This is a genomic window from Acidobacteriota bacterium (assembly GCA_016196035.1).
Lineage (GTDB): Bacteria > Acidobacteriota > Blastocatellia > RBC074 > RBC074 > JACPYM01.
Genome location: JACPYM010000099.1, coordinates 16,524 through 41,031 on the forward strand (window position 1 = coordinate 16,524; position 24,508 = coordinate 41,031).

The 24,508-nt window shown below is 58.4% G+C and carries 15 protein-coding genes and 1 pseudogene; 6 read left to right on the forward strand and 10 right to left on the reverse strand.

From position 1 onward, the window contains the following. The first annotated feature begins 32 nt into the window (after positions 1–32). Together HY011_28130 and HY011_28135 are read left to right on the forward strand one after the other, a co-directional pair. Entirely contained in the window at positions 33–1,583 is a 1,551-nt protein-coding gene (locus tag HY011_28130) for a sodium:solute symporter family protein (GenBank protein MBI3426816.1), read from the forward strand. Next, on the forward strand, positions 1,583–2,323 hold the full coding sequence (locus HY011_28135; GenBank protein ID MBI3426817.1) for a CDP-alcohol phosphatidyltransferase family protein: 741 nt from the start codon (positions 1,583–1,585) through the stop codon (positions 2,321–2,323). Before HY011_28130 ends, HY011_28135 begins: the two co-directional genes overlap by 1 nt. 108 nt (positions 2,324–2,431) lie before the next feature. Here the strand turns inward: HY011_28135 and purE are convergent, their stop codons facing one another. After that, the gene (purE, locus tag HY011_28140; protein MBI3426818.1) at positions 2,432–2,926 is read right to left on the reverse strand and encodes a 5-(carboxyamino)imidazole ribonucleotide mutase; all 495 of its coding nucleotides are present in this window, start codon (positions 2,924–2,926) and stop codon (positions 2,432–2,434) included. A 483-nt stretch (positions 2,927–3,409) separates the two neighbouring features. On the opposite strand from purE, the gene HY011_28145 reads away from it, so the two are divergent. The 4 genes from HY011_28145 to HY011_28160 all read left to right on the forward strand — a co-directional run bounded on the left by HY011_28145 (position 3,410) and on the right by HY011_28160 (position 5,784). Beyond that, on the forward strand, positions 3,410–3,817 hold the full coding sequence (locus HY011_28145; protein MBI3426819.1) for a GntR family transcriptional regulator: 408 nt from the start codon (positions 3,410–3,412) through the stop codon (positions 3,815–3,817). Between the two features lie 64 nt (positions 3,818–3,881). After that, positions 3,882–4,769: a slipin family protein gene (locus HY011_28150; GenBank protein ID MBI3426820.1), complete on the forward strand. Its 888-nt coding sequence runs from the start codon at positions 3,882–3,884 to the stop codon at positions 4,767–4,769. Between the two features lie 71 nt (positions 4,770–4,840). Further along, positions 4,841–5,308, forward strand: coding sequence for an HXXEE domain-containing protein (locus tag HY011_28155; GenBank protein MBI3426821.1), 468 nt, complete (start codon positions 4,841–4,843; stop codon positions 5,306–5,308). Next, complete coding sequence (locus HY011_28160; protein ID MBI3426822.1) at positions 5,305–5,784, forward strand: isoprenylcysteine carboxylmethyltransferase family protein; 480 nt, start codon at positions 5,305–5,307, stop codon at positions 5,782–5,784. The genes HY011_28155 and HY011_28160 overlap by 4 nt, the downstream gene beginning before the upstream one ends. A 10-nt stretch (positions 5,785–5,794) precedes the next feature. Here HY011_28160 and ptsP read toward each other — a convergent pair whose 3' ends face one another. The 9 genes and pseudogenes from ptsP to lptC all read right to left on the reverse strand — a co-directional run bounded on the left by ptsP (position 5,795) and on the right by lptC (position 24,434). Then, on the reverse strand, positions 5,795–7,573 hold the full coding sequence (gene ptsP, locus HY011_28165) for a phosphoenolpyruvate--protein phosphotransferase (GenBank protein ID MBI3426823.1): 1,779 nt from the start codon (positions 7,571–7,573) through the stop codon (positions 5,795–5,797). Positions 7,574–7,617: 44 nt separating this feature from the next. Next, a complete protein-coding gene (locus HY011_28170; GenBank protein MBI3426824.1) occupies positions 7,618–7,893 on the reverse strand; it encodes an HPr family phosphocarrier protein in 276 nt (91 codons plus the stop codon). 313 nt (positions 7,894–8,206) lie between these two features. Then, positions 8,207–8,620 carry a hypothetical protein gene (locus HY011_28175; GenBank protein ID MBI3426825.1) on the reverse strand — a complete coding sequence of 138 codons (414 nt, stop codon included), beginning with the start codon at positions 8,618–8,620 and terminating at the stop codon, positions 8,207–8,209. A gap of 139 nt (positions 8,621–8,759) precedes the next feature. Beyond that, complete coding sequence (gene rapZ, locus HY011_28180; GenBank protein ID MBI3426826.1) at positions 8,760–9,620, reverse strand: RNase adapter RapZ; 861 nt, start codon at positions 9,618–9,620, stop codon at positions 8,760–8,762. A 103-nt stretch (positions 9,621–9,723) separates the two neighbouring features. Next, on the reverse strand, positions 9,724–10,257 hold the full coding sequence (raiA, locus tag HY011_28185; GenBank protein MBI3426827.1) for a ribosome-associated translation inhibitor RaiA: 534 nt from the start codon (positions 10,255–10,257) through the stop codon (positions 9,724–9,726). Positions 10,258–10,811: 554 nt separating this feature from the next. Beyond that, a complete protein-coding gene (locus HY011_28190; GenBank protein MBI3426828.1) occupies positions 10,812–18,896 on the reverse strand; it encodes a DUF11 domain-containing protein in 8,085 nt (2,694 codons plus the stop codon). A gap of 459 nt (positions 18,897–19,355) precedes the next feature. Then, entirely contained in the window at positions 19,356–21,020 is a 1,665-nt protein-coding gene (gene rpoN, locus HY011_28195) for an RNA polymerase factor sigma-54 (protein ID MBI3426829.1), read from the reverse strand. 76 nt (positions 21,021–21,096) lie between these two features. After that, positions 21,097–21,808 (reverse strand): annotated as a pseudogene (gene lptB / locus HY011_28200) (LPS export ABC transporter ATP-binding protein). 322 nt (positions 21,809–22,130) lie between these two features. Further along, on the reverse strand, positions 22,131–24,434 hold the full coding sequence (gene lptC / locus HY011_28205) for an LPS export ABC transporter periplasmic protein LptC (GenBank protein ID MBI3426830.1): 2,304 nt from the start codon (positions 24,432–24,434) through the stop codon (positions 22,131–22,133). Between the last annotated feature and the right edge of the window lie 74 nt (positions 24,435–24,508).

Here is a 24,508-nt window from a genome sequence, read left to right on the forward strand (position 1 = left end):
TACGGCTACTGACTACTGACTACTCCCTCTCTATGGCTCTCGCAACCGTTCTCTGCATGTACGCCGCCTTCCTCGGCATCGGCATCTTGGCCGCGCGCAAGGCCAAAGACGGCACTTCGACCGATTTGCTGATTGCGGGCCGCGCCATGCCGCTGTGGCTGGCGGTGCTGACGATGACGGCGACCTGGGTGGATGGCGGATACCTGCTGGGCACGGTCGAAGGCACGTACAAAGCCAGTCTCACCTCCGGAGCGCAAGGCGGTCTCTGTTTCGGTCTCAGCCTGATTCTCGGCGGCCTGTTTTTCGCCCGGCGCATGCGCGCGTTGGAATTCACCACTCTGATTGATCCCTTTGAAGCCCGCTTCGGCAAAGCCTGGGCGGCGGTGCTCTTCGTGCCCGCGCTGCTGGGCGAAGTGTTTTGGAGCGCCGAACTGCTGGTCGCCATCGGCTCGACCTTCGGCGTGACGCTGGGGATGAAGCTGACCACGGCGATTCTCTTGTCGGCGCTCATCGTGACGGTCTACACCATGCTCGGCGGCATGTGGTCGGTGGCGTATACCGACGCCTTTCAACTCGGCCTGGTCGCGTTGGGATTGCTGGCCGCGCTGCCGCTGGTGTTTTATGCCGTGGGTGGATTCAGCCACGCCTGGACGGGTTACGTGGCGGCACGACCGGAAGGCGCTGCCTTGCTGCCACCGCTTCACTCAAGCGCCGTGTGGAGCGCGCCCGCCATCATCAATTGGTGGGATGTGAGCGTGATGCTGACGCTGGGCGGCATTCCGTGGAATTGCTATTTCCAGCGCGTGCTTTCGTGTCAAAGCCCGGCGCGCGCGCAACAACATTCGCTGCTGGCCGGGTTACTGACCATCGCCCTGACCGTACCGCCACTACTCTTTGGCATCGCGGCGTTTAGTTACCGCTGGCCGGCGGAATTGCTGGCACGCTTGCAGGCGCAACCCGCCGATGCACTGCCGCTGTTGTTTCAATACGTGACGCCGCCCCTGATCGGCGTGCTGGGCCTGGGTGCGATCATCGGCGCGGTGACTTCGAGTTTCAGCGCATCCATCTTGTCGGCGGCTTCGATGTTCGCCTGGAATTGCTGCCACCGGCTGTTGCGGCCCGATCTGAACGCACGACAGATGACGCGGCTGATTCGCCTGGTCATCGTCGCGCTTGGGGCGCTCGCGGCGGTCATGGCGTTGAAGGTGCAAAGCGTGCAGGCGCTCTGGTTTTTCACCAGCGATTTGATTTTCGTACTGCTTTTCCCGCAACTGGTCTGTGCGTTGTTCGATCCGCAAGCCAATCGGATTGGCTCGATCACCGCCTTCAGCCTCTCGCTGGTGTTGCGGCTGGGCGGCGGCGAACCACTGTTCGGCCTGCCACCTTTCATTCCTTACCCTGAAATTTTTGCGGCCCTACTCCCGGGTTCAGTGCAAAGCTGGTATAACGACGGCGCGCTACTCTTCCCATACAAAACGCTGGCGGCGCTGGTCGGATTGATCGCGCTGCCCCTGGTTTCGCGCCTGACCCAGCGTTGGGATCAGCCGCAACCGTTGCGCAATGTGGCCGCTGAAAAAGCCTGATGTTCAAAAAGCTACTCGCCTGGTCTGCACATCTTTACACCGCGCTCGGCTTGGTTTGCGCGGCGGGCATCGCGCTGACAATCATTCGCGGCGGCGACGAAGCCTTCCGGCTGGCCTTTCTCTTGATGATCATTGCCACGGTGATTGACACGACCGACGGCTGGTACGCCCGCCGCGTGCGCGTCAAAGAAGTACTGCCCGGCTTTGATGGACGGCGGCTAGATGATCTGATTGATTTCCAAACCTACACCTGTTTGCCGTTGTTGCTGATCTGGCGCGCGCAGTTGTTGCCCGCCACACAACAGTGGTGGCTGTTGCTGCCGTTGCTGGCGAGCGCCTACGGCTTTTGCCAGGTCGCCGCCAAGACGGCTGACAATTACTTTCTCGGCTTCCCGTCGTATTGGAACATCGTCGCGTTGTATTTGTATTTGCTGCGGCTGCCGAGTGCATGGGCGCTGGCGTTGATCGTCGTGTTGGCGCTGCTGACCTTCGTGCCCTCGCGGTATTTGTACACGACGCGCGGCGGGCGTTTCGGCCTGCTGACCAATCTGTTCGGCAGCGCCTGGGCCATCGCGTTGCTGGTGCTGTTGTGGCAATGGCACGCTGCTCCACGCAGCCTCTTGCTGGGTTCGCTGAGTTTCCCAGTGTATTACCTGGGCCTGTCGTGGTGGATTTCAATTCAATACTGGTATCGCTGGCGGGCCGCCCGCGCTGTACAGCAGGCTGCCAGCCTGCTGTAACGATGGCGACTGCACCCCTAAGCCGCATCTGCTGTCAGGCATTGTAGCGAACACGATTCACTCCCTAACGACGACCGCAGCAGGCTGGCAGCCTGCTGTACAAAACACTCACGGCAAACTGTCATTCAACACCCGCGCCGTTTGATCTTCCCGAAATTGTTTCAACTTCGCACGCAACTCAGGCCGCGCATTTGCCAGGATCGCCACCGCCAGCAGCGCCGCATTGGTCGCGCCAGCCTTGCCAATCGCCAGCGTGCCCACGGGAATCCCGCCGGGCATCTGCACAATCGAAAGCAGCGAATCCATGCCTTTGAGCGCGTGACTTTCGACCGGCACGCCCAGCACCGGCAAGACCGTGTGCGCCGCCGTCATGCCCGGCAGATGCGCCGCGCCACCGGCTCCGGCGATGATGACTTCGAGGCCGCGCGCTTCGGCACTGGCGGCGAATTCGACTAGCAGGTTGGGCGTGCGATGCGCCGAGACGATGCGGCATTCGTGCGGCACGGCGAATTGCGTCAGCATTTCGGCGGCGTGGCGCATAGTCTCCCAATCGGATTTGCTGCCCATGATGATGGCGACGAGTGGTTGCGATTGTTCGGTCATACGTGATTATTGTTTGCCTCAGGCGACCAGCGACTCTACATGCGCCAGCCGGTCTTCAATGCTGATGGGTAGTGGGATAAAGTTGTATTGCTGCCTGACGACAAGCACACCCTGCACAAGTCTCCCACGAAGACACACGAAGGAGGCACGAAGATTCCGCACTTCTTCGTGCCTGCTTCGTGTGTCTTCGTGGGAGAAGTCCTGCGGCATGTCGGCAACACAACTTTAGCCCACCAGCAAAAGTTGCCGGTCGGTTAGAGCGCCGGTTAGGTCTTTGGTATTGTCGTTTTCGTTCATCGCAGTTTTCCTTTCTTGCTGAGTTGCCCGCCAGCAATTATTTTTCGCGACGAAGTATACGAATCAAGCTCGCATTTGCCCAGCACTCGGCGAAATCGCGTCAACCACTCATACCAGCCACAAAATTCCTTGCAACCCGACTTGTACCATTGTCGTAGTACAAGCCGACAAGTTAAGCTTAACCTGATGGAAGACCGGTTCAATCTCATTTTCGATTTGCGGCCCAACGATCCGCTGCCGCTGTATGCGCAGTTGGAGCGGGCGATTCGACACGCCATCGCCACCGAAAAGTTGCGCGTGGGCGACCAGTTGCCGACCGTCCGGCAACTGGCAGTCGAGTTGCGCATCAACGCCAACACGGTCGCCAAGGTTTACACCGAGTTGGAGCGCGCCGGGTTGCTGGAAACGCGGCGCGGGGTCGGGACATTTGTCAGAGCACGCGAGGCGGCTTTGATGCTCTTCACCAAACGACGCGACCGTGAGCGGGAACTGCGCGCGCTCGCGGATCGCTTTGTGGCCGAGGCTGCGGTACTCGGCTTTTCACTCGACGACATGCTTGAATACCTGTCGAGTCAGCGCACCAAAGGAGAATAAACACATGGCAAATCTTAGTTTGTCAGGCAGTAATCAGATCACCCAATCCGTTAAAGGGCCGCGCATGAACGTCGTGTCGGTGCTGCTCTTGCTGGCGCCCCTGCTGCTCGGCGCGGGTGTGAGCGCGTTATTACTAAATCCAATCGGCCTGATACTGGGCGCGCTGGTGGGCGTGCTGGCGATGCAAGCGCCCAAGATCGCCAATCAATGGGAACGCGCGGTGGTTTTGCGCTTAGGCCGTTATCAGGGTTTGAAAGGGCCGGGCCTGTTCTGGATCATGCCGTTGATTGATAAGATTCCGACCTGGGTTGATCAACGCATCATCACTACCAATTTCGCCGCCGAACAGACGCTCACTTCCGACACCGTGCCGGTCAACGTGGATGCGGTGCTGTTCTGGATGGTGTACGACCCTGAAAAGGCCGCGCTGGAAGTGCAGGATTACGCGCAGGCCGTCAGTTGGGCTTCGCAGACGGCGTTGCGCGACATCATCGGGCGCACGGCGCTAACCGAGTTGCTGCGCGGGCGCGAACGCATCGAAGACGAATTGCAGCGGCTGATTGACGAACGCACCAACCCCTGGGGCGTCACGGTGCAATCGGTCGAGATGCGCGACATCGTGATCCCCGACGCATTGCAAGATGCGATGTCGCGCGAGGCGCAGGCTTCGCGCGAAAAACAAGCGCGCATCATTCTCGCCGAGGCCGAAGTCGAGATTGCCAACAAGTTCATGGAAGCGGCCAAGTCATATCACAACAACCCAACGGCGCTGCACCTGCGCGCGATGAATATGCTCTACGAGGGCTTGAAGGAGAAGGGCGCGATGATGATCGTGCCGAGCACGGCGGTCGAATCTATGGGCATGGGCGGGTTTATCGGCGGCGCGGCGCTGCGGCAGCAAGAGCTGGCGCAAGGCCAGGGCGAGCGCTCCCGCCTGCAACCGGTCGAGTAATTGCGGTGGTAACTTCATTGGGATTGCGGCTAAGCGCGGCGGCAATCCCTTTTTCTTTTGCAGGAGGCCTAATGCCAAAACAAGCTACCTTTTTGGGGAATTGGGTCTGGCTATTTCCCCTCACCTACCTTGTTCATATCGCCGAAGAATATGCCGGCGGCTTTTATCATTGGATGGCGCGTGTTGTCGGCGCGGAATTGAGCGCCCAAACCTTTCTGAGTTTGAATGCAATCTTTTGGGTGGTGATGACGGCGGCGGTCACCATTGCGGTCTGGACGCAGGCTGCTGACTGGTTGATGGTCGCGTTGGGCGCGGTCGTGTTGATCAACGGCTCAGCGCACACCATTGGCAGCCTCATCACGCGATCCTATTCACCGGGCCTGCTTTCCGGGCTGTGTTTGTGGGCGCCGCTCGGTGTCTGGACGTTGCGGCGTGCGTGGCGCAGTCTGCCGCGCGGCCAGTTTTCTGCTGGCGTGTTGGCCGGAATCGCTTTGCACGGCCTGGTGTTTCTGCTCGCGCTCAAGGCAACCAAGTCATGACGTTCTTCAAGACATTCCTGTTTACGCTGCTGGTGCCGTGCACGGTGACAATCTGGATTCCCGCGCGGTTGCTCGCGGCGGAACAGCTTCGGTCAGGCGGCCAGTTTGGCGTGCTCCGCGCCGGCGGCTTGTTGCTGATGTGTCTGGGCGCTGCCATTTATTTGCAATGCGCCTGGGACTTCACCTTCACGGGCAAAGGGACGCCCGCGCCCATTGACCCGCCCAAAGAATTGGTGGCGCGCGGGCTGTACCGTTACACGCGCAATCCAATGTATGTCGGGGTGCTCAGCGTGTTGCTGGGGGAAGCGTGGTGGTGGGCGGCCAAGGAATTACTGGCCTATGCGGCGCTGGTCGCCTTGCTGTTCTACTGTTTCGTCATCCTGTATGAGGAGCCGGTTTTGCGGCGACAGTTTGGCGCGGCCTACGAAAAGTATTGTCAAACCGTGCCGCGCTGGCTGGGGCGGCGCAGGGTATGAACCAGCCTGTTCAATAAGCGTGCGCGGTCAGCGTCAGAAAATGCGCATCCAACGCGGTGATTTGCGCCTGCACGTAGCGATTGACCTCGGCGGGCGTCGTCAGTTTGACCGCGTGCAGCGCAATTTCCTGCGCTTTGCTGAGATGCAACGAGCGAACGAGGCGACGGATGGCCGGAATGGCTGCCGGTGTCATGCTCAAATCGGTGAAACCCAAACCCAGGAGCACAATGCATTGCGCCGGGTTCGAGGCCATTTCACCACAGACATTGACCGGGATTTGCAGCTTGTGCGCGGCCTCGGCGACATATTGCAGCGCGCGTAAAACAGCCGGATGCAGCGAATCAAACAAGGCGCTGACGTTCTCGTTGCCACGATCCACCGCCAATAAACTCTGGGTCAGATCGTTGGTGCCGAGGCTGAAAAAATCGGCTTCGCGCGCCAGCGGTTCGGCCATGATGACGGCGGCAGGCAATTCGATCATCACGCCGATTTCTACGTCTTCGATATGTTTGACGCTGTCGTGGCGCAGGTCGCGTTCGACTTCGGCGATAATCTGTTTGGCCTGGCGCAATTCGTCGAGGTTTGAAACGAAGGGCAGCAGGATTTTGAGTTTGCCGTGCTGGGCGGCGCGCAAAATGGCGCGCACCTGGGTGCGGAAAACATGTTGGACCGCCAGCGACAACCGGATTGAACGCAGCCCCAGCGCCGGGTTGCGTTCGGGTTTGAAGCCTTCCAATTGCAATTTATCACCGCCCAAATCAAAGGTGCGAATGTTCGCGCCATACTCGCCGGTCATTTCCGCCAGCAGTTTATAGGCCTCGTACTGCTCGTCTTCCGAAGGCAAGCCATTCGAGTACAAAAACTCCGAGCGGTACAGCCCAACACCCGTGGCGTTGAAGCGATGAAAGACTTCGATCTCTTCGAGCAATTCGAGATTGGCGCGCAAGGCGATCTGTTGACCATCGCGTGTGACGGCGGGCAATTCGCGCTCTTCGATGTAAGTGAGTTGCTGCTGTTTTTGCAGCTCCTGCTGTTCGCTGTAAAAGCGCAACGTTTCCGGCGAAGGGCGCAGGATGACCGTACCCGTCGTGCCATCCACGATGAGGGTTTCGCCGGAGCGCGCGCGTTGCGTGATGTCGCGCAAACCAACGATAGAGGGGATGTTCAAGCTGCGGGCAATGATCGAGGTGTGCGACGCCATGCCGCCGGAGTTGGTCACGAAACCCAACACCCGTTTGGTGTCGAGCTCCGCCGCCGCCGAGGGCAGTAAATCATCGGCAATGACGATGGAATTATCAGTGCGCAATTTGAGGTCGTGTGATTTGTCGCCCGACAGAATTTTGATCAGCCGGTGTGCAATATCGGCCACATCGCTGCTGCGTTCACGCAAATAATCGTCGGCAATTTGGACGTACAGTTCGATCAGATGATTGGTCACATCGCGCACGGCCCATTCGGCGTTGGCGTGGTGTTCGCGAATGAAGTTCTCGATCTGTTGCGCCAGATGCTCGTCTTCCAGCATCACCAGGTGCGCGTCGAAGATGAAGGAATGCTCTTCGCCAAGCGCCGCTTGCAAGCGCTCTTTGGCCTCGCGCACCTGTGTTTGAGCTTGTTGCAAGGCATGGCGAAAGCGGCCAACTTCGGCGTCCAGTTCTTCACTTGGCAAAACCGCTCGCACGATGCGCCCGCGCGGATCGTCCACCAGAAAGGCCCGGCCAATCGCCACGCCCTGACAAACGCCGATGCCTTCCAACCGCTCTTCGCGGAATTTGCGATGAATGGTTTTCATTGGTTCGCCTGCGCTGGCAGCCGCGCGTGTACGGTTGCTGACGCTCACTCTTCGCCAAACTTGCCCGCGATCAAAGCGCACAAGGCTTCGAGCGCCGCCGCTTCATCTTCACCCTCAGTCACAACTTCCAATTCGGTGCCCTGAGCTGCCGCCAGCAACAGGACATTGAAGATACTTTTGGCATCTGCCGTCTGATGCCGCGCATCCGTGCGCGCCAGAACGGCGTGGCTGCGAAACCCAGCAGCCACGCGCACAAGCTTGGCCGCCGCTCGCGCATGCAGCCCCAACCGGTTCGTAATGGTAATAGTGCGCTGTTGCATAGATCGAATGCGGAATGCGGAATGCGGATTTGTCATCACCACTCAAGGTTTTTGCGCGCCAAAATTTAGATCGGTTTGCAATTGCGTTTATGGGAGCGCGTTGTGCCGGGACGGTACCGCGCGCGTGAGCAAGCGGCACCTCAAGCTGACGCCGTTGGCCGAACCGCCCAGGCTCCGCTTGCTCACGCGCGCGGTACCGTCCCGCTGCGCGGCTTTTCCCAAACACTGATGTGAAACCTGATCTAGGACGAGATTGCAGTCCTTGTATCAATCCGCAATCCGCAATCCGCAATCCGCAATCCGCAATCCGCAATCATTTCACCGGTGTGAGCACTTCGCTGGCCAGGTAGATGTTTTTTTGACCTTGATCCCGCACGCGGCGCGCAATGATCGCCAGCGTTTCGCCGGGTTGCTGGTCGGCCAATTTGATAATCATCGGCAGATTGACGCCAGTGACGACTTCGATTTCGACGTTCGGTTTTTCGCCCAGAAAGGTACACGCCAGGTTCGTCGGCGTACCGCCAAACATATCGGTCAGCACCAGGACGCCGCCGCCTTCGCTGACGCGGTCAATCGCCTTTTCGATCTCTTTGCGGGCGATAGCCACGTCATCGTGCCAGCCAATCGAAACCGCCGTGATGTGCCGTATGTCCCCGACAATCGTTTCAGCGGCGCTGACCAATTCCGTAGCTAAATTGCCGTGCGTGACGACCACGCCTCCAACCAATGGCATAAGAGACCTCAAACTTCGGACTTCGGACTTCAGACCTCAGACCTCAGGTTTCAGACCTCAGACAAACTGATTCAACGGCTTCCCGCCGAACAAAAGTCTGAGGTCTGAAGTCTGAAGTCTGAAGTCTGACAACTCATTTCTTCACGTCCCGGTGCATCACACGCGCGTGATAGCCGGTTTGATTCAAATGTTGCCCTAACGCATTGGCAACCGCGACGGAGCGGTGTTTGCCACCCGTGCAGCCGACGCCGATGGTGACGTAACTTTTGCCTTCGCGTTTATAGAGCGGCATCAGGTAATCAAGCAGCCCGCTAAACCGGTTGATCGTCTCGCGGGCGTCTTCGGTATTTTGCAGGTATTCGATGACCGGTTGATCGTTGCCCGTCAGTTCGCGCAATTCAGGCACGAAGTACGGATTCGGCAAAAAGCGCACGTCAAACAACAAGTCCGCATCGAGCGGCACGCCATACTTGTAGCCAAAGCTCAAGACGTTCAACTCCATCTCGGCTTCGGTGTTCTCAGGGGTAAAGCGTTTCTTCAAAAACGCCCGCAAGGAATGAACATTGTGATCGGAGGTATCCACCACGACATCGGCCAAACCGCGAATCGGGGCCAGCTTTTCGCGCTCTTCCTGAATCGCTTCGAGTACGCGGCCTTCGCCCAAGGGATGCGGACGGCGCGTTTCGCTGTAGCGGCGTTGCAGAGCGGCATCGCTGGCTTCCAGAAAAACCACGGTCAATTCCAGATCATTGCGCCCATGCAGTTGCGAATAGACTTGCGGAAAGCTATCCAGAAAGCGGCCCTCGCGGATATTCACGCCAAGCGCCGCCCGCGTAATGTTCGATTCTTTGTGTTTGAACAAATTGACGAAACTGGGAATCAACTCAACTGGCAGATTGTCTACGCAAAAGTAGCCCAGGTCTTCAAAGACATTCATCGCTGACGACATGCCAGAGCCGCTCAAGCCGGTGATGATGATGAGTTGTGGCGTCATGAGTAGTCAGTAGTCGGTAGTCGGTGTCGGTAGCGATCAAGCAGTCACGAGTGCGTAGCTGGCAAAATGCTGACTGCTGACTACCGACTACCGACTACTCTTTTCAGGGTTCGATCAAGCCGTAATTGCCATCCTTGCGTTTGTACAGGACGCCGATACGCTCGGTCTCGGCATCCCGGAAGACGATGAATTGATCGGGGCTGTCAGCCACTTGAATGACCGCCTCTTCGGGCGTCATCGGTTTAACGGCGTATCGCCGCGAACGGATCACGCGCGGCGCGGCGCGTTCCAGAGTTGCGGACGGCACCGGGCTGGGAGCCACGGCTTTGACCGAAGGCGCATGATGTTTGCGGTCAACGATCTTGCCTTTGAGCTTGATGATTTGGCGGCGCAATTTATCAATGGCTTGCGTGCTCGACAAATACATGTCCGCCGAATCGGCCGTCGCTGTTAGCGCGTGATGATGCCAGTTAACAACGATTTCCGCGACGTGGCGATGATGCTTTTCCACGCTCAGAATGATATGGGCTTTATCAGTGCCGTTCAGGAATTCTTCGACTTTTTTGAAGTGTTCGTTGATGTGTTTTTTGATGGCTGGCGAGACATTGAAATTACGTCCGGTGTATTCGATTTTCATCCCGTTTCCTCCTCAAGGTTTGGATCAACGCTTGGGTAGCGCTTGGGCTTAGTTAGAAACTGGTTGGAGTTGGCCTGTTCCGGTTGAGCGCACAGAACAAGGTCGTGGTGCAGTGATTTTTGTCGAATTGGATTTGAAATTTGAATTGCATGCCGTAGTGGCGACTGTTGCATGCCGGCGGCAAGACTTGCTTCCCCCTTTCCAAATGGATCATGTGAGCGATGGCAACTCATCGGCGACCTACACAACTCATCTAAGTCGCTTCGAACGCATTGTGGCAGATGCGTGGTGAGAACTCAAAACGCCTGCTTCATCTTCAGGAAGCTGCGCGGACATTGAAGAATCGCGTTGGTTTCACCAATGCGCTCGTGGGCACTCCGCCAACCAAAGCAAAAAGGGCAAATGCCTGTGAAAGGAAATTTGCCCTTTTGCGGTTGATTATTGCCCCTGCCTGCTTCGGTCATTTACACGACCGGCACAAGCGAAAAAGCCTTTATCGGAAGTGGGCGGCCAGTCAGTGAGAACCGACTGGCCGCCGTGAACTTAAGCCGACATTAGTTGCAAGCCGGGGTCAGCACCGGAACCACAATGCTCGACGCCGAAGTGAGCGTCAGCTTATGCAAGTTGTGACCCTGGTTGAAGGCACCCGAATTGGAAGCCGCAGCCGTGTTGGCGTTGATGGACGCACCGAACATTCCGATATCCGACGTAGACCAGAACTTCATCCAGCCGGTGCGACCCGCCGGAATGGCGGTATCGAGCCGCGTGATCATGCGCGGGAAGTTCTGATTGATCAACGAACGGAATTGGCAGGTCGGAGTGCTTTGCGTGAAGCTGTACTGCACTTCTCCATCATCGAAGACACTGCCGAAGAGCGAGACAAGCGTTGCGCCACTGCGCGTGAAGTTGCCGCCCACCGCGTTGACGATCAACAACGTATTGTTCTGATCGGCCCGGCTCTGGAGGTTGTCCAAGGCCAGGATACGCGGCAACCGGTTGTAGCGCATACCGTCGAAGCTCAACGTTGCTGTGGTCGCTGTGGTGTCGGTCCCTGCCGGGAACATCATCACTGCCGCCACTGCTTCGGCACCCAGGTTGGCCTGGTGACCCGTCGAGAACTTCACGAACTCATCACCGATTAGGCAGTTGTAGGCCATCGGCAAACCTGTGACGCGATCCACCGCCACCGCGACGACATAACCCGTTTGACCCGGATCGAAATCGGCTGCCGTAAAGGCTGCCGTTTGGTTCGGCGTCAAGCACAGGAAGATGTCCACCACGCCGCAGCTTGCGCCATCCACCAAATAGAGGTGAACGTAAGCCGTCTCGGCGCTCGAGATATTGGTGATGCTCATCCGCGTGTTTTGCGAATTCGGGTTCGCCGCATCCGAGGTGTAGATCGGATACATCAGAATCGAACCCGCCTTTTGATCACTGATCTCGGCGGTCGCCGGATAGCCTGGCACCGAGCCTGGGCCAGGATCGTTCGGCGGCGGGCCAATGATCGTGTCGAAGAACGCGCGGTTGTTCGCCAACATCAGCGTCCCCGGCGTGATGATCGAGGCGAAGCCCGAGAGCGGATTCGCTTGCACCGCTAACGTGCCCGTCTCCGGCAGACAGTTCGTCGAAGTGACGGTCGCCGTGTTGGTCACGATGATGTTCGGATGCTTCTTCGGCACGAGCGCTTGCAGGGTAATGATGACCTGCGTCGCGCGCGGCGCCGCACATTGATTGGCTGCGCCAACCACACCGATGCCAATGGTCACCGTTTGCGAACCTGCTGCGTCGGTGGCTGTGCTGACCGCCGCCGGTCCCACGCCGCCGCCGCCCACGCCTGCCGCAATCGTCACACTGTTCGGCACCAGCGTGAAGCCTTTCGGCAACAGGTCGGTCACCGTCACGCCATTCGCGTTGGACGGCCCCGCGTTGTTGACCGTCAAGGTGTAGGTCACCACTGAATTCGGAATCGCCGAAGCCGGACCGCTCTTGGCGATGCTCAGGTCGGATTGTGCCTGCACAGTCGTCGTCGCCGACGCCACAATCGGAGCACCAACCAGATTTGGCGGCGTATCTGAGTAGATGTTCGCGTTGTTGGTCAGGTTCGGCACGCACATCTGGGCATCCGTCAGAGTGCGAATCTGTTGGAAGTCCGGACACACACGCACAACGATGGTCAGCGTGCGCACGGTACCGACTGGTGTCAGCCCATCTAGCGGTGCGCCCGGAATGCTGTCCGTACCACCCGCAGCATTCCAGATCGCCTTGACCGTGCCGTTGGCATTCACCGCCGGCGTGGTCAGTGTTGCGCCAGCCGAAGCCACCGCGCTGATGAAGACCGTGCCGGTCGGCAGCGCGTCTTCAATGGTGAAGTTCAGCGCCGCACTCGGCCCTTGCGGCGAACCGGTGATGACATAAGTCAACAGGTTACCCGCGATGACCGGATCGGGGGTGTCGGTCTTCGTCGCGGTCAACGGCGACAGGAAGATGATCGGCACCACATCGCAAATGTTGGTGTTATTTGCGGGCACCGGATCGGTGGACATCGAAGTCGCCGTCACGCAGTTTTGCGTGGCCGGAGCCGGTTGCGGCGTCAGCGAGCTTTGGCGCATACGAATGCGGAAGCGCACTGTGCCGGCCGGATTGACCGTGCCATCCGGTTTCTTGTTCGGCGGCAATTCTGCCGCTGTGCAAGTAATCGTGGACGTAGTCGCACGCGGATCAGTGATCGCATCCGCTGCTCCCACGCAGGAGAAGTTGGAAGCGCCATTGCCGTCGGGCGTCGTCTCAATGACGATGTCCGGCACCAACGTGCCCTGATTATCGCGTTGCTTCAACGCCTGGAAGGCCGGAATCGTGTCTACCAAGTTGACCATTTGCGCAGCGGAAGTGCCGTTGTTGGTGATGGTCACCTGATATTCGAAATCCGTGCCTGCTGTGACCGGGCCGCCCAACACGCCCGCCGCGTTGGTGTGCGTCTTGGTCAAGGCCAGATCGGAGGTCGGCGCCACCGGCGTGGTCAACGTGGTGGAGCCGGAAACCGGACGATTGAAGTTGTTGATCGTCGCATCGAAAGTCGCCACGTCAACCAGATTGGCCTTGGTGGCCGGATCAATAAAGACCGTGACGTCAATCGCCGCTGTGTTGTTCGGCGTATTGGCCGACAGCAAAGGCGCTGTACACACCAACGAACCGCCGTTCCCTTGCGGGTTATTGCTCGGGTTGACGCCCGTCGGCGCCGCGCAAGTGAAAGTCGCCCCTGACGGCAACACCGGAGTCACCGAGATGTATTTCACACCCAGCACACGACCCGGCGGCGTTTCCAGACCGGACGGCAACACATCGGTCAGACGGATGTTCGACACATCCGATGGGCCATTGTTGGTGACCGTCAAGCGATAGGTCAGGAAGGTACCCGGCAGCACTGCCGTACCCGTTGTAACCGCACCGTTGGGCGGCGTTCCTGGACCGATCGGGCCAGTCTGGTTCGGGTTGCTGGCCGCCGTCACTGCCGATTGAACGATCTTGCTGACCGTCAAATTCGACGAAGAGATGACCAGCGTTTGCGTCGGCAACGTGGTGTTATTGGAGGTGTTCGGATCCGCCGTGCTAAGGCAAGCGCTCGGCGGGAAGACGGGCGGAACAGGACCCGCGTTCGGGCACAGGCCCGAGGTGATGTTCGCCGGATTCGACACCAACGTGCCACTCGCGGTTGACTCATTGACCTTCACGAAGAAAGTCAGCGTGCCGTTATAGCCTGCTGGCAGGACGCCATCGGCATACGGGCCAGGAGCGCCCAAGCCGGTGTTGCCTTGCGGGCGGCAGTAGATGCTCTGCGTGCCCGCCGCCTGCCACACGGTGCAAGTCAGATTGACGTTCGGGCCGAGCGGCGCGAGGGTGTCAACAGCTTGAATCGTGAAGGTAAACGGTAGGACGGGCGGTTGCGCCGCCGGAACGAAGACGCCGCCGGTTGCCAGCGCGCCGACAAAGGCCGTGTTGCCCGCGATCTGATCGGTGATCAGAACGTTGATGGCATCAGACGTGCCGTTATTGCCGAAAGGTACATCGTAGCGAATGTAACCACCCGCATTGACCGAGCCTGGCGGCACGTTCGGGCCAACCACCGGTAAAGGAACGGCTACTAAGGGGCCTGCTCCGTCCGGATCAACCACCGGCACAGCAGATTTGCCGATTGCCAAGTCAGCCTGCGTGCGAACAACAGTGCCATCGCAGGATTCGTTGTTGCCACTGGCATTTGTGAGAGCGCCAGCAGGCGCTGCCGGCGGGGCGCTCACGCCCGGGACGCCGACTGCGGGGTTAGTATTGTCGTGTTGGCCGCCACCGTTCGGATCAATTTCCGGGGTAGTGTCGGTATTGCGCAGCGTAACTTCAGCGCAGTTATAGAGGTTCGAACCGTCAACCAAATTCGAGTTCGTGTCCACCTTGATAATGATGTCAAGGTTGGCGCCCGCCGGGAAGTTCCCCGCCGCGCCCGCCGCGTTGTAGCACAGCACTAACGTTTGATTGTTGGCCGGGCCTTGATTCGCCACCGTGCGGCAGGCAAAGCCGCCCGGACCACCCGGCTGAATAAATGGATTGGGCACGACGTTGGCCAGGAAAGTTCCCACTGGCAACAAGTCCCACACCACGATTGAACCAGGCAGGCCAGCGTCGCCTAACACATCACTTGGCCCACGATTGCCAAAGGTCAGCCGAATATCGAACCGCGTACCTGCGATCACGAAATCTGGCGCGTCCTTACGGATGAACATGTCGGATTCGTGCCGCACGGTCGTCCGCTGCGTCGAGGTCGCATTTTGCGCCACCAACGGGCCGACAACGCCATTGCTGTCAGACCAGTTGATGACTACAGTGTTGAGCAGGCCAGCCGGATCGTCCGGATTTTGCGGCAGCGCATTCGGCGGCACGCTTGGCAGCACTTTCACCACAATGGTGATGTTGGCTGACGCGCCCGCCGGCAACACACCACCCGGAATCGCATTGCAAGTCACCACGTTGCCCGCCGCCGAGCAGGAGTTAGCGGCGCTGAAAACGCCGGTTCCCACTGCCGACAGGAACTGCACCTGCGTCGTAGGCGGCAACGTGTCAACCACGCTGACTGCCTGGGCGTCAGATGGGCCATTGTTGTTGACCGTGATGGTGTAGGTCAGGTTGGTACCCGCCACAACCGGGTCAGGATTGTCCGTCTTGACGATGGTCACGGCAGAATCCGTCGCGACCGTGGTATTGACCGTGTTGGACGTGTTGTTCGCGGCCACCGGGTCGGACGTAGCCGAAGCCACAGTCGCACTGTTTGCCAGCACCGCGCTGTTCGCCACATTTGCGCCAACCTTGCCGACGATGGTGATCGTCTCGATGTTGCTGCCGGTTTGGGGCGGAATAAGCGCTGGCGGATTGACCGCTGGCGCGATCAGATTGGCGATCTTGCAAGTGACCGTGTTGTTGGCGTTCGTGCACGCTGCGTTGCCACTGCTGCTCGCCGCCGAAACAAAAGTCACACCCGCCGGTAACGCATCCGTCACCACGACACTCTTCGCGTTCGAGGGGCCATTGTTGGTGACCGTCAGCGTGTAGGTGATGTTGTTGCCCGCAATCACGCTGGCCGGGCCGGCTTTGGTAATCGCCAGATCGGCGCTGGTGCGCACGATGTTTTGCGTTTCGTTGGAAGTGTTGTTGCCACCATTCGGGTCAGGCGTGGCCGTACCGCCGGCGTCGCCTTCCGAATTGATGGTGGCGGTATTCTTGATGACCGCCGCGTCCGGAATGTTTTCCGGCACACGCACGCGGAAGACGATCGTGCCACTCTGGCCCGCCGCCAACACGCCATTGGCCGCCGTCGGCACGCAATCAATTTGATATGTCGCTGACGGAATGTTGGCAATAATCCCAACGCTACACGTGACCGGCGTTCCGGTCGTGGTGATGTTGGGTACGGCGAAGTTTGGAATCAACAAGGTGCCCGCCGGAACCACGTCGCGGATGTGCACATTGCGCGCATCACCCTGCCCGTTGTTGCGGAAGTTGATGGTGTAAAGAATCTCGCCCGTGCCCGTGACAAAGCCTCCGGCATCACCCGTCGTGCCGCCCGCCGTCACCGCCGCGCCGAAAACGCCGCCAGCCAGGGTCTCCGCCGCTTTGGTCACAGCCAGATCGGCGCTGGGGCCAATCGGCGTATTCACAGTCGAAGCGTTATTGGCCGAAACCGGATCTACCGCATTCGAGCCAGCCACAATGTTCACCGTCGCGGTATTAGTAATAAAGCCGCCCGGCTGACCATTGTTGAAGTTGGCGTTGACGGTCACCGTAAATTTAATTGTCGCCGACGCCCCCGCCGACATCGCCGACGTGGCCGTACAAGGGAAGGCTGTTAGCGTATTGCAACTGAAGCCCGGCGCATTAATGACCGTGCCGGTCTTCAAAGTCGTGCCCGTTGGCGGGAAAGGCGCGTCATTAACAACGAACTCACCCGCACCAATGTCGCTGGGGCCGACGTTCTTGACCGTAATCGTGTAGTTGATATCCTGACCAGCCAACACCGCATCCGGCGAATCATCTTTGGTGATTTGCAGATCGGAGCAATGATTGACCGTCGCCGTGCTGGTCGAAGTGCCGACGGCGATCGTGCCGGTACCAGCAGTCGTGATGGTTGCCGTATTTGCCAGCGCCCCACTCGGCGCGGTGGGTGACAGCTTGACCGTGATGTCGAGCGTGCTCTGACCGGTCGGGATGTCCACCGCCGCGCAAGTCACCGTGCCCGGCGTCCCGCCATTATGCGAGCAGCCGTGCGCGAACGCCCCCGTGCCATTCAAGCTCAAGAACGTGGTATTGGCAGGCAGCGGATCGCTGATGGTCGCGTTGAGCGCCGTGCTGGAACCGCCATTGAGGACCGTGATGTGGTAGGTGTAGGTGTCACCCGCACAAACCGTCGCCGGGCCAGCTTTTGTAATCGAAAGCGGCGCATCCACGACAAGATTCTGCTGCACGCTGGCAGTGTTGGGCAGCACATTGGGAGTAACTTCCTGTGTACCTGACGTCACTGTGGCGGTGTTCGTGCGCACACCGCTGGCGATGTTCGCCACAGCCTGGGCTACGATGGTAATTGTGGAAGTGGAAATTGCACCGGTAGCAATATTAGGACCGGGCAAATCGCCTGTGCAGGTGACCGTGCCATTCGTGGCAACCGGTGGCCCCGAGCAGGTCAGTCCAAAGCCCGGGAATGACGGATTATTCACGACCGCCACATTCTGGAAGATAATCCCCGGCGGCAGCGGGTCGGTCACGACGATATTGTGCGCATCCGAGGGGCCGTTGTTGGTCACGGTCAACGTGTAGGCGAACGCCGCGCCGCCATTGGTCGGCGTGGGGTTGCTGGTGACCTTCGTGATACCCAGATCGGTCTGGGTGATGATCACGTTGGAAGTCGTCAAACTGGTGTTATTGCCCGCATTCGGATCAACCGTCGGCACGCCGCCGCTAAACGGCACCGCACCACCAATTGTCGGGTTGTTGGGGTTGGAGACGATGCGCGCCGAATTTGAAATCAGCGAGCCGGGATTGGCGTCCGGGCGAATGCGCACACGGTAAGCCATAAAGAAACTCAAACCCGCCGGCATCACGTGCGCCGTAAAAGCCGGATTGATCGCCGTGTTCACGCCAGGTGTGCAGGTAAAGAGATTGCCGATACCGAAGTTGGCGCAAACGATATTGAAGTTGGCCGCCGACGCGGGAGCGGTGCTCACCGTATAAGGAGCAGGTACACCATTGAGAGTAGTCCCGCCACCAGTCGTAATCGGCCCCGCCACGACGAGATCCGCCGGATTGCCCGGAATCGAATCTTCAAAAACCACATCGCTGGCGTTGCCTGGGCCGTTATTGCTGAAGGTGACGACGTAAGTCACATTGCCAGTTCCGTTGGTGAATTCGTTAACGGCGTCAACGATGTTTGCCAAGGGCGCGTTGGTGCCACCCGCAGTGACGGAATTCGCTGGGTTCTGGCTCCCTGGCGGCACCGGCAACACGCGCGAAAGCTTGGTCGCGGCCAAATCCGCCGATGGCGCTACGATGTGCGTCGTGGCGTTGGAAGTAGCCGTTCCCTCCAAGCCTGCGCCATCATTATCAAATTGGTAGGTGGCTGTATTGGTTAGAACCGTGCCAATAGCCGTCGCGGGTTGCACCGTCACCTCAGCCCGGATCTTGACAAATTCCTGGGTTGTAAAAGTGTCAACGCCCGCACCAGCGCCATCGCCAGCATTGCACTGAATTGACGCGCCACCGCCGAGGATGGTGCAGGACCAGGCGCTGCCAAACTGCGGCTGCTGCTGTATTGTGGCATTCGTAAAAAGCGTCCCGGCAGGCGCTGTATCAATAATGCGGACAAATCCGCCAGCACCAACAGTCGTGTCGCTGCTCGCGCCATTGGTGGCCTGGATGGTGTAGGCGATTACCTGCCCTTGTCCAACCGCACTGCCAGATGCCGGGCTAGCGTCTTTAGTAATAGTGACAGGCGCAAACAGCGCCGCACTCGTCGCCATATTCGCCCCCGCCGCTGATGGCTTGGCCACCGGGCGAATAGAAATCGGAGCTAGGGATAGGATTTTTTTCGTGACCGGGTTGGCGCTCATCCGGGTTGCTAGCGCCTGACGTGCGGCGGCAACCTGGCTCAGAGGAGCGAGAGCAAAGACCAGCCCTGCAACGATGAGGAGTGCGCTGCTAAGCAATAGCGCACGTGTCGCAGTGAATGTGTGTGTAGTTCGCATCGAGACTCTCCTTAGGAGTTTCAACTGTTAATGGATTGGCAAGCTGCCGCGCAACAGTTTGCCGCTGCCTATTCGATTTTCCGTACTAACAAAACTTTGTGTTTATGAGTTGGAACCAGTGAAGTTCGGCGCTTTCACTATCGTGCCCTGGCGCTTCAAATGATCGCTGAAAAGCGCCTCCGTAGCCTTACTCGCCCACCTAATGTGAGACCAGAATGGTGAAAGTGCGGGGCCAAGATAGCACTAAGATATGATTCCGGCAAATTCTTAGTGCTCATCTCGCAACTTTTTTTGTCGCAAAACAGAATTTTTCATTCGGCCTGCTTACACCACTTGTTTGCGTTCGCGCGACCCGGCAATTTTCATCTGATCGCGGTACTTGGCCACCGTGCGCCGCGAAAGTTTTTGCCCCTCGCCCGCCAGCACTGCCGCAATTTGATCGTCGGTGAGCGGACTCCGCGCGTCTTCGGCCTCGATCATCTTTTTGATTTTGAGCTTGATGATACGGGTCGAGACCTCCTCGCCGTCGTCGTTGGTCATGCCTTCGGTAAAAAAGCGGCGCAATTCGATCACACCTTGTGGTGTGTGCGCCCACTTGCCGTTGACCACGCGCGAAACCGTCGAAAGATGCATGCCGATGTCTTCGGAAATATCCTTGAGCATCATCGGGCGGATGTATTCGACGCCCTTGTCCAGGAATTCGCGCTGGCGCTCGACGATGCGTTCGCAAACCTTATAGATCGTCTGCTTGCGATGCTCGATGTTCTTGAGCAAATCCACCGCTGAACGAAACTTGTCTTTAATATAGTCGCGCGTCTCTTTAGTGGTCTCTTTGTTTTCCAGCATCTGCCGGTATTGGCGATTGATGCGCAATTGCGGCAGCCCGTCATCGTTGAAGCGAATGACGTATTCGTTATCAATTTTTTCGATGTAAACCTCGGGCGCGATGTACTGGGTTTCGGGTGGCGCATAACGGCGGCCCGGCTTCGGTTCCAATTGGCGGATGAGCTTGAGTTCGGCCGAGACGGCTTCAACGGGCACGCCAAGTTTGCGCGCGACTTCAGGCAGCTTGTGGTTTTGCAGTTCGTGAAAATGCTCCCGGATCATGCGGCACGCCAGCCGGTCACCATAGCCATGGGCTTTCAACTGTAACAACAAGCATTCGCGCAAATCGCGCGCCGCCACGCCGGTCGGATCGAATTGCTGAACAATTTCCAAAGCCTGTTGCAGTACTTCGTGCGACCAAGGGCCTGACGCCGCAATTTCATCGAGGGAGCCGTCAACAAAGCCATCCTCGTTCAGGTTACCAATGATCGCTTCCGCCGCGCCGCGCACTTCGTCATTGGGCATGATCGTCAACCGCAACTGCCACATCAGGTAATCGTAAAGGCGGTCTTCGGTCTTGAGGAATTGCTCGAAGGAGGGCGTTTCTTTGACTTCGGTTTCGCGCGTGCGATAGCCGGGGTCCAGGTACTCTTCAAAGGTCGAGCCGAAATCAATCTCGTCAAAGGCGTCGCGCTGGCCAATCTCAGGCTCGTTCGTTTCAATCGCAACTTCAGGAGCGCGTTCAGCGAACGTTTCGCCCGTGGGCGCAGCACTGTCGCCGTAACTTTCAGACTCGCCGTACTCTGAGCGGGCATATTCACTGTATTCGGCAGAGGCTTCGTAACTGCTCTCGCCCTGGCGCGTATCGAATTGGGCGGCTTCATAAGCGTGTTCAGCCGCAGCGGAGGGTAACTCCCCCGTGCCATTCGCTACGCCATTAGCGGCGGCTGGCGAATCGCTAAAATCCACATTAGCCAGATCTGGTGAGACGTACACTTCATCCGGCGCCAGTTCTTCCAGCACCGGATTTTCCACCATCTGTTGAGTGACCAGTTCGCTCAACTCAAGCTTGGTCATCTGCAACATCTCGATGCGCTGACGCAATTGCGGTGTCAGCACTAGCCGTTGCGCAAGATGAGTTGAGAGCGTCGGTTTGAATGACATAGGACGTAGTCAGTAGTCAGTAGTCAGTAGTCAGTAGTCAGTAGTCAGTTTCCCAACCACCAAAACGGACATCGGCTCAAAGCTTGAATTTCTCACCCAGATAAACCCGGCGAACCTCGGCATCTTCGGCTAATTCGCGGGGCGAACCGGCCCGGAAGATTTGACCTTCGCTGATGATATAGGCCCGATCCACAATCGAGAGCGTCTCACGCACATTATGATCGGTAATCAGCACGCCGATGCCTTTATCCCGCAACCGCAAGACCAGTTGTTGCAAATCATCAATCGCAATCGGATCAATGCCAGCGAAAGGCTCATCCAACAGCATAATCGTTGGCCTGGTCGTCAGGCTGCGCGCAATTTCCGTGCGCCGCCGTTCGCCCCCCGACAGCACATAACCTTTGCTGCGCCGCACATGACTCAAATGAAATTCTTCGATCAGTTCTTCCAGCCGCGCCTGCCGTTCCTCATTGGTCATTTTGACGTATTGCAAGATCGCCAGAATGTTCTGTTCGACAGTCAGTTTGCGAAAGACCGAAGGTTCCTGGGGCAGGTAACCCATACCCGCCCGCGAACGTTTATGCATCGGCAACCGGGTGATGTCCTGCTCCCCCAGTAAAATCCGTCCGGCGTCCGGCCGTTCCAAGCCGACGATCATATAAAACGTCGTCGTCTTGCCCGCGCCGTTCGGCCCTAACAAGCCGACGATTTCGCCGGGGCCGCACCGCCAGGGAAACATTATCCACGACCACTCGCCCGCGATAGACTTTGCGCAGATTTTCAGCGATGAGCGCGTCCGCGAGGGAAACCGTCTTGGGGTGATTGAGAGCGCCATTCGTATGAGCCACGAGTTCCGCTGGGGCCGCGCTTGTTTCGTTCACCTGCGCCGTTCTAAACAACCTAAAAAACAATCCGCTGTCCTCTCTGCTTTATTCGTCTACCGAGTGTTTTTAGCTACTGTGCTAAAGCCCTTGCCTTGCCTTGCCTGCCGCCTCGCCCTACGCCAGGGCAAGCTCGGGAAAATTCCCGGTGTGTGGTTGCGTGGGTTTGCCCGACTGCTTCCGTGTGAATGGATTCAAAACTGGAAGGCACGGCATCACGCGGTTGCTGTTAACGCTGTATTCGATGGGTTGTTTTCACGCGTTTCGTGCCGCTCACATCATCGGCTTCAATCCTAGCATCGCGTAAATGGAGCGTCAATCGGGCGCCTTTTGTCGTCACTTCGCGCTCGCGGTCTTCCACTTGCGCCAGGTTGCCGGTCAGCACCGCCGCATCATCGGCTGCCGTATACACCAGCAAATCGCCCTGTCCGCGCCGCTGCGGTTGTGTCAACACGACCTCGCGGGTCGCCGTCATTTTGGATAATTTATTTTCCTGATCCATCAATGCATCTGCCACCGCCGCATCAATCTGGTCGCTGCCCTGCCGGATTTTCACTTTGCCTTCGTAATGCGCGGTGCGCGATTCATCGGCATAATCCAGCTTTTCGGCGCTGACAAAGACGGGGACGATTTCTTTCTTCCCCTTCTCAATTTCCCGTTCCATACCATAAAACGCCGATTGGACGTTCCCCCAAGCGTGCATGGCGCGTTCGCCCTTGTCCAACTCCATGTTGTCACCGCGCACAAAATCGTCATCCTGCCAGGCGCGCGCATTGCCCAGATAGCGCGCCGCCCCCTCGCGATGCCGCACCACGGCGCGGTCGGCGGCAATCGTCACAGGTGCTTTGCTTTTCTTAAAAGGCGCCGCGCCGCCGGTCGTTTCGCGGCTGTAATAGGTCGTGCGCACATGCCCCCGCGCCTGGCTCTCGCCCGTGTCCAGGTTCGCGTCAATCTCATCCGCATTTGTGCGCGCAGTAGCATCCCACAACAAGGGCTTGCCACGCATGGCGACCGTTTGCGTCGCGGCTTCATAAACACCGCGCGCCGCCGTGGCATTGCGGTCGCCATCGGTATATTTGACCTCACCCTCGGCGGTGAGATCGGTGATTTCCTGCGTCTGCTGCTGCAGATTGGCGGTCAGCTTCTGGCCGTTCAAGGTGCGGTTGCCTTGCTTCACGGGATTGGCCTTATCTTTGCTTTTTGCTGCATCTTTGCTGACTTCTGGCGCAACTTGTAAGGGTTCGAATTCGGCTACGGCATTGCCGTCCGCGACAAAGGTCTTGATGGCGTTGCCGGTTTCGAAATAGTCCACGTTGAATTTGGCGGCGTGCAGCTTCTGCCGTTCGGATTTCGGCGTCACCAGCAACGGCGTAATCGTCAACCAGGCATTCCCATTGGCTTCGGCGCGTTGCAAAAATCTGCCGTCCGCCGAAAAGGTGGTCTGCACGGCATCGGCTTCCAAGACCCGCTCGGCGCTTTTGGCGGGTTGCTTGGCGTTCATTTCGACCATCTTCAACACGGTGCGGCCTTGGGTCGAAGTGGATTGCAAATTGCTGCCTTGGGGTGAAGGCGCATAAAGCGCTTCGACGCGCTCGGCGCTCAATTCGCGCGGCGCGTCCGGTTCCAGCGAGCGCGCTGTGGCTGCACCCACAGCCACGGCCTTCGTCAACTGTTGCTCGCCGTCAAAAAAGAAATCCATATCACGGGCTTGGGCCTCGGCCTGGTTGCCCTTCCGCCCATCTTTCAAAAAGGAATTCCCGCGCAATTCGATGCGCTCCAGTTTTTTCTTGGTCGCCGCATCCAGAAAGCCATTCATCGCGTCGGCGCGCCCTTCCTGCGTGCCCTGCGACACGACGACCGCGCCTTCAAACCGGATCAAGCCTTTGACACCATCGTAACCGCCCCAGCCGCCGCGCACTTCAACCGGCGGCCCGCCCTTCCCTTTTTCGACATGCTCTTTGACCAAATGCGCATCCTTGCTCAGATCAATCACCTTCGTCTGCGCATAAAAGACTGCGCCGATGGATGAGCCGCTCATCTCGCCACGTTTGAATTGCACCGCCACATCGGTGGCCGCGACTTGTTTGATCTGGTTGTAATTGAGTTTCTCGCTGGTGACTTCCAATCCTTCGGCATCGGTCATTTTGACGTGCCCGGTGAATTGCGCCTCACCTTCCTGCTGGCGATAGACGCCATGATCGGCCACGATCTGAGCTTTCTCTTTGCCATCGGTCGCATAGGCAATCAAGGTCAACTGCTCCAATTCGTGCCGCCCATCGGAATACGCCGTGTCACGCGCCGCTTTCACGCGGTAACTGGGCTTGCCCTCGGCTGTCACTACGTAATCGTAGCCTTCCGTTACCGAAATCACTTGCGCGCCCAGGCTCGGCGCAGGGGGTGGGGGTAATTTCGGGGCGGGTTTGCGCACGCCCCGCACAAAAGCCGTGACTATCACCCCGATAATTACCAGCAGCACCGTCATGGACAGCGTTTGCAAAATCCGCTTACGGTACAACGTCAACCAGTTGCTCATCGAATTTGCCATCGTACTGAAGATTATACCCCATCAGGGGACAGTTACCGTTGGCAGTTGGCAGTTGGCAGTTG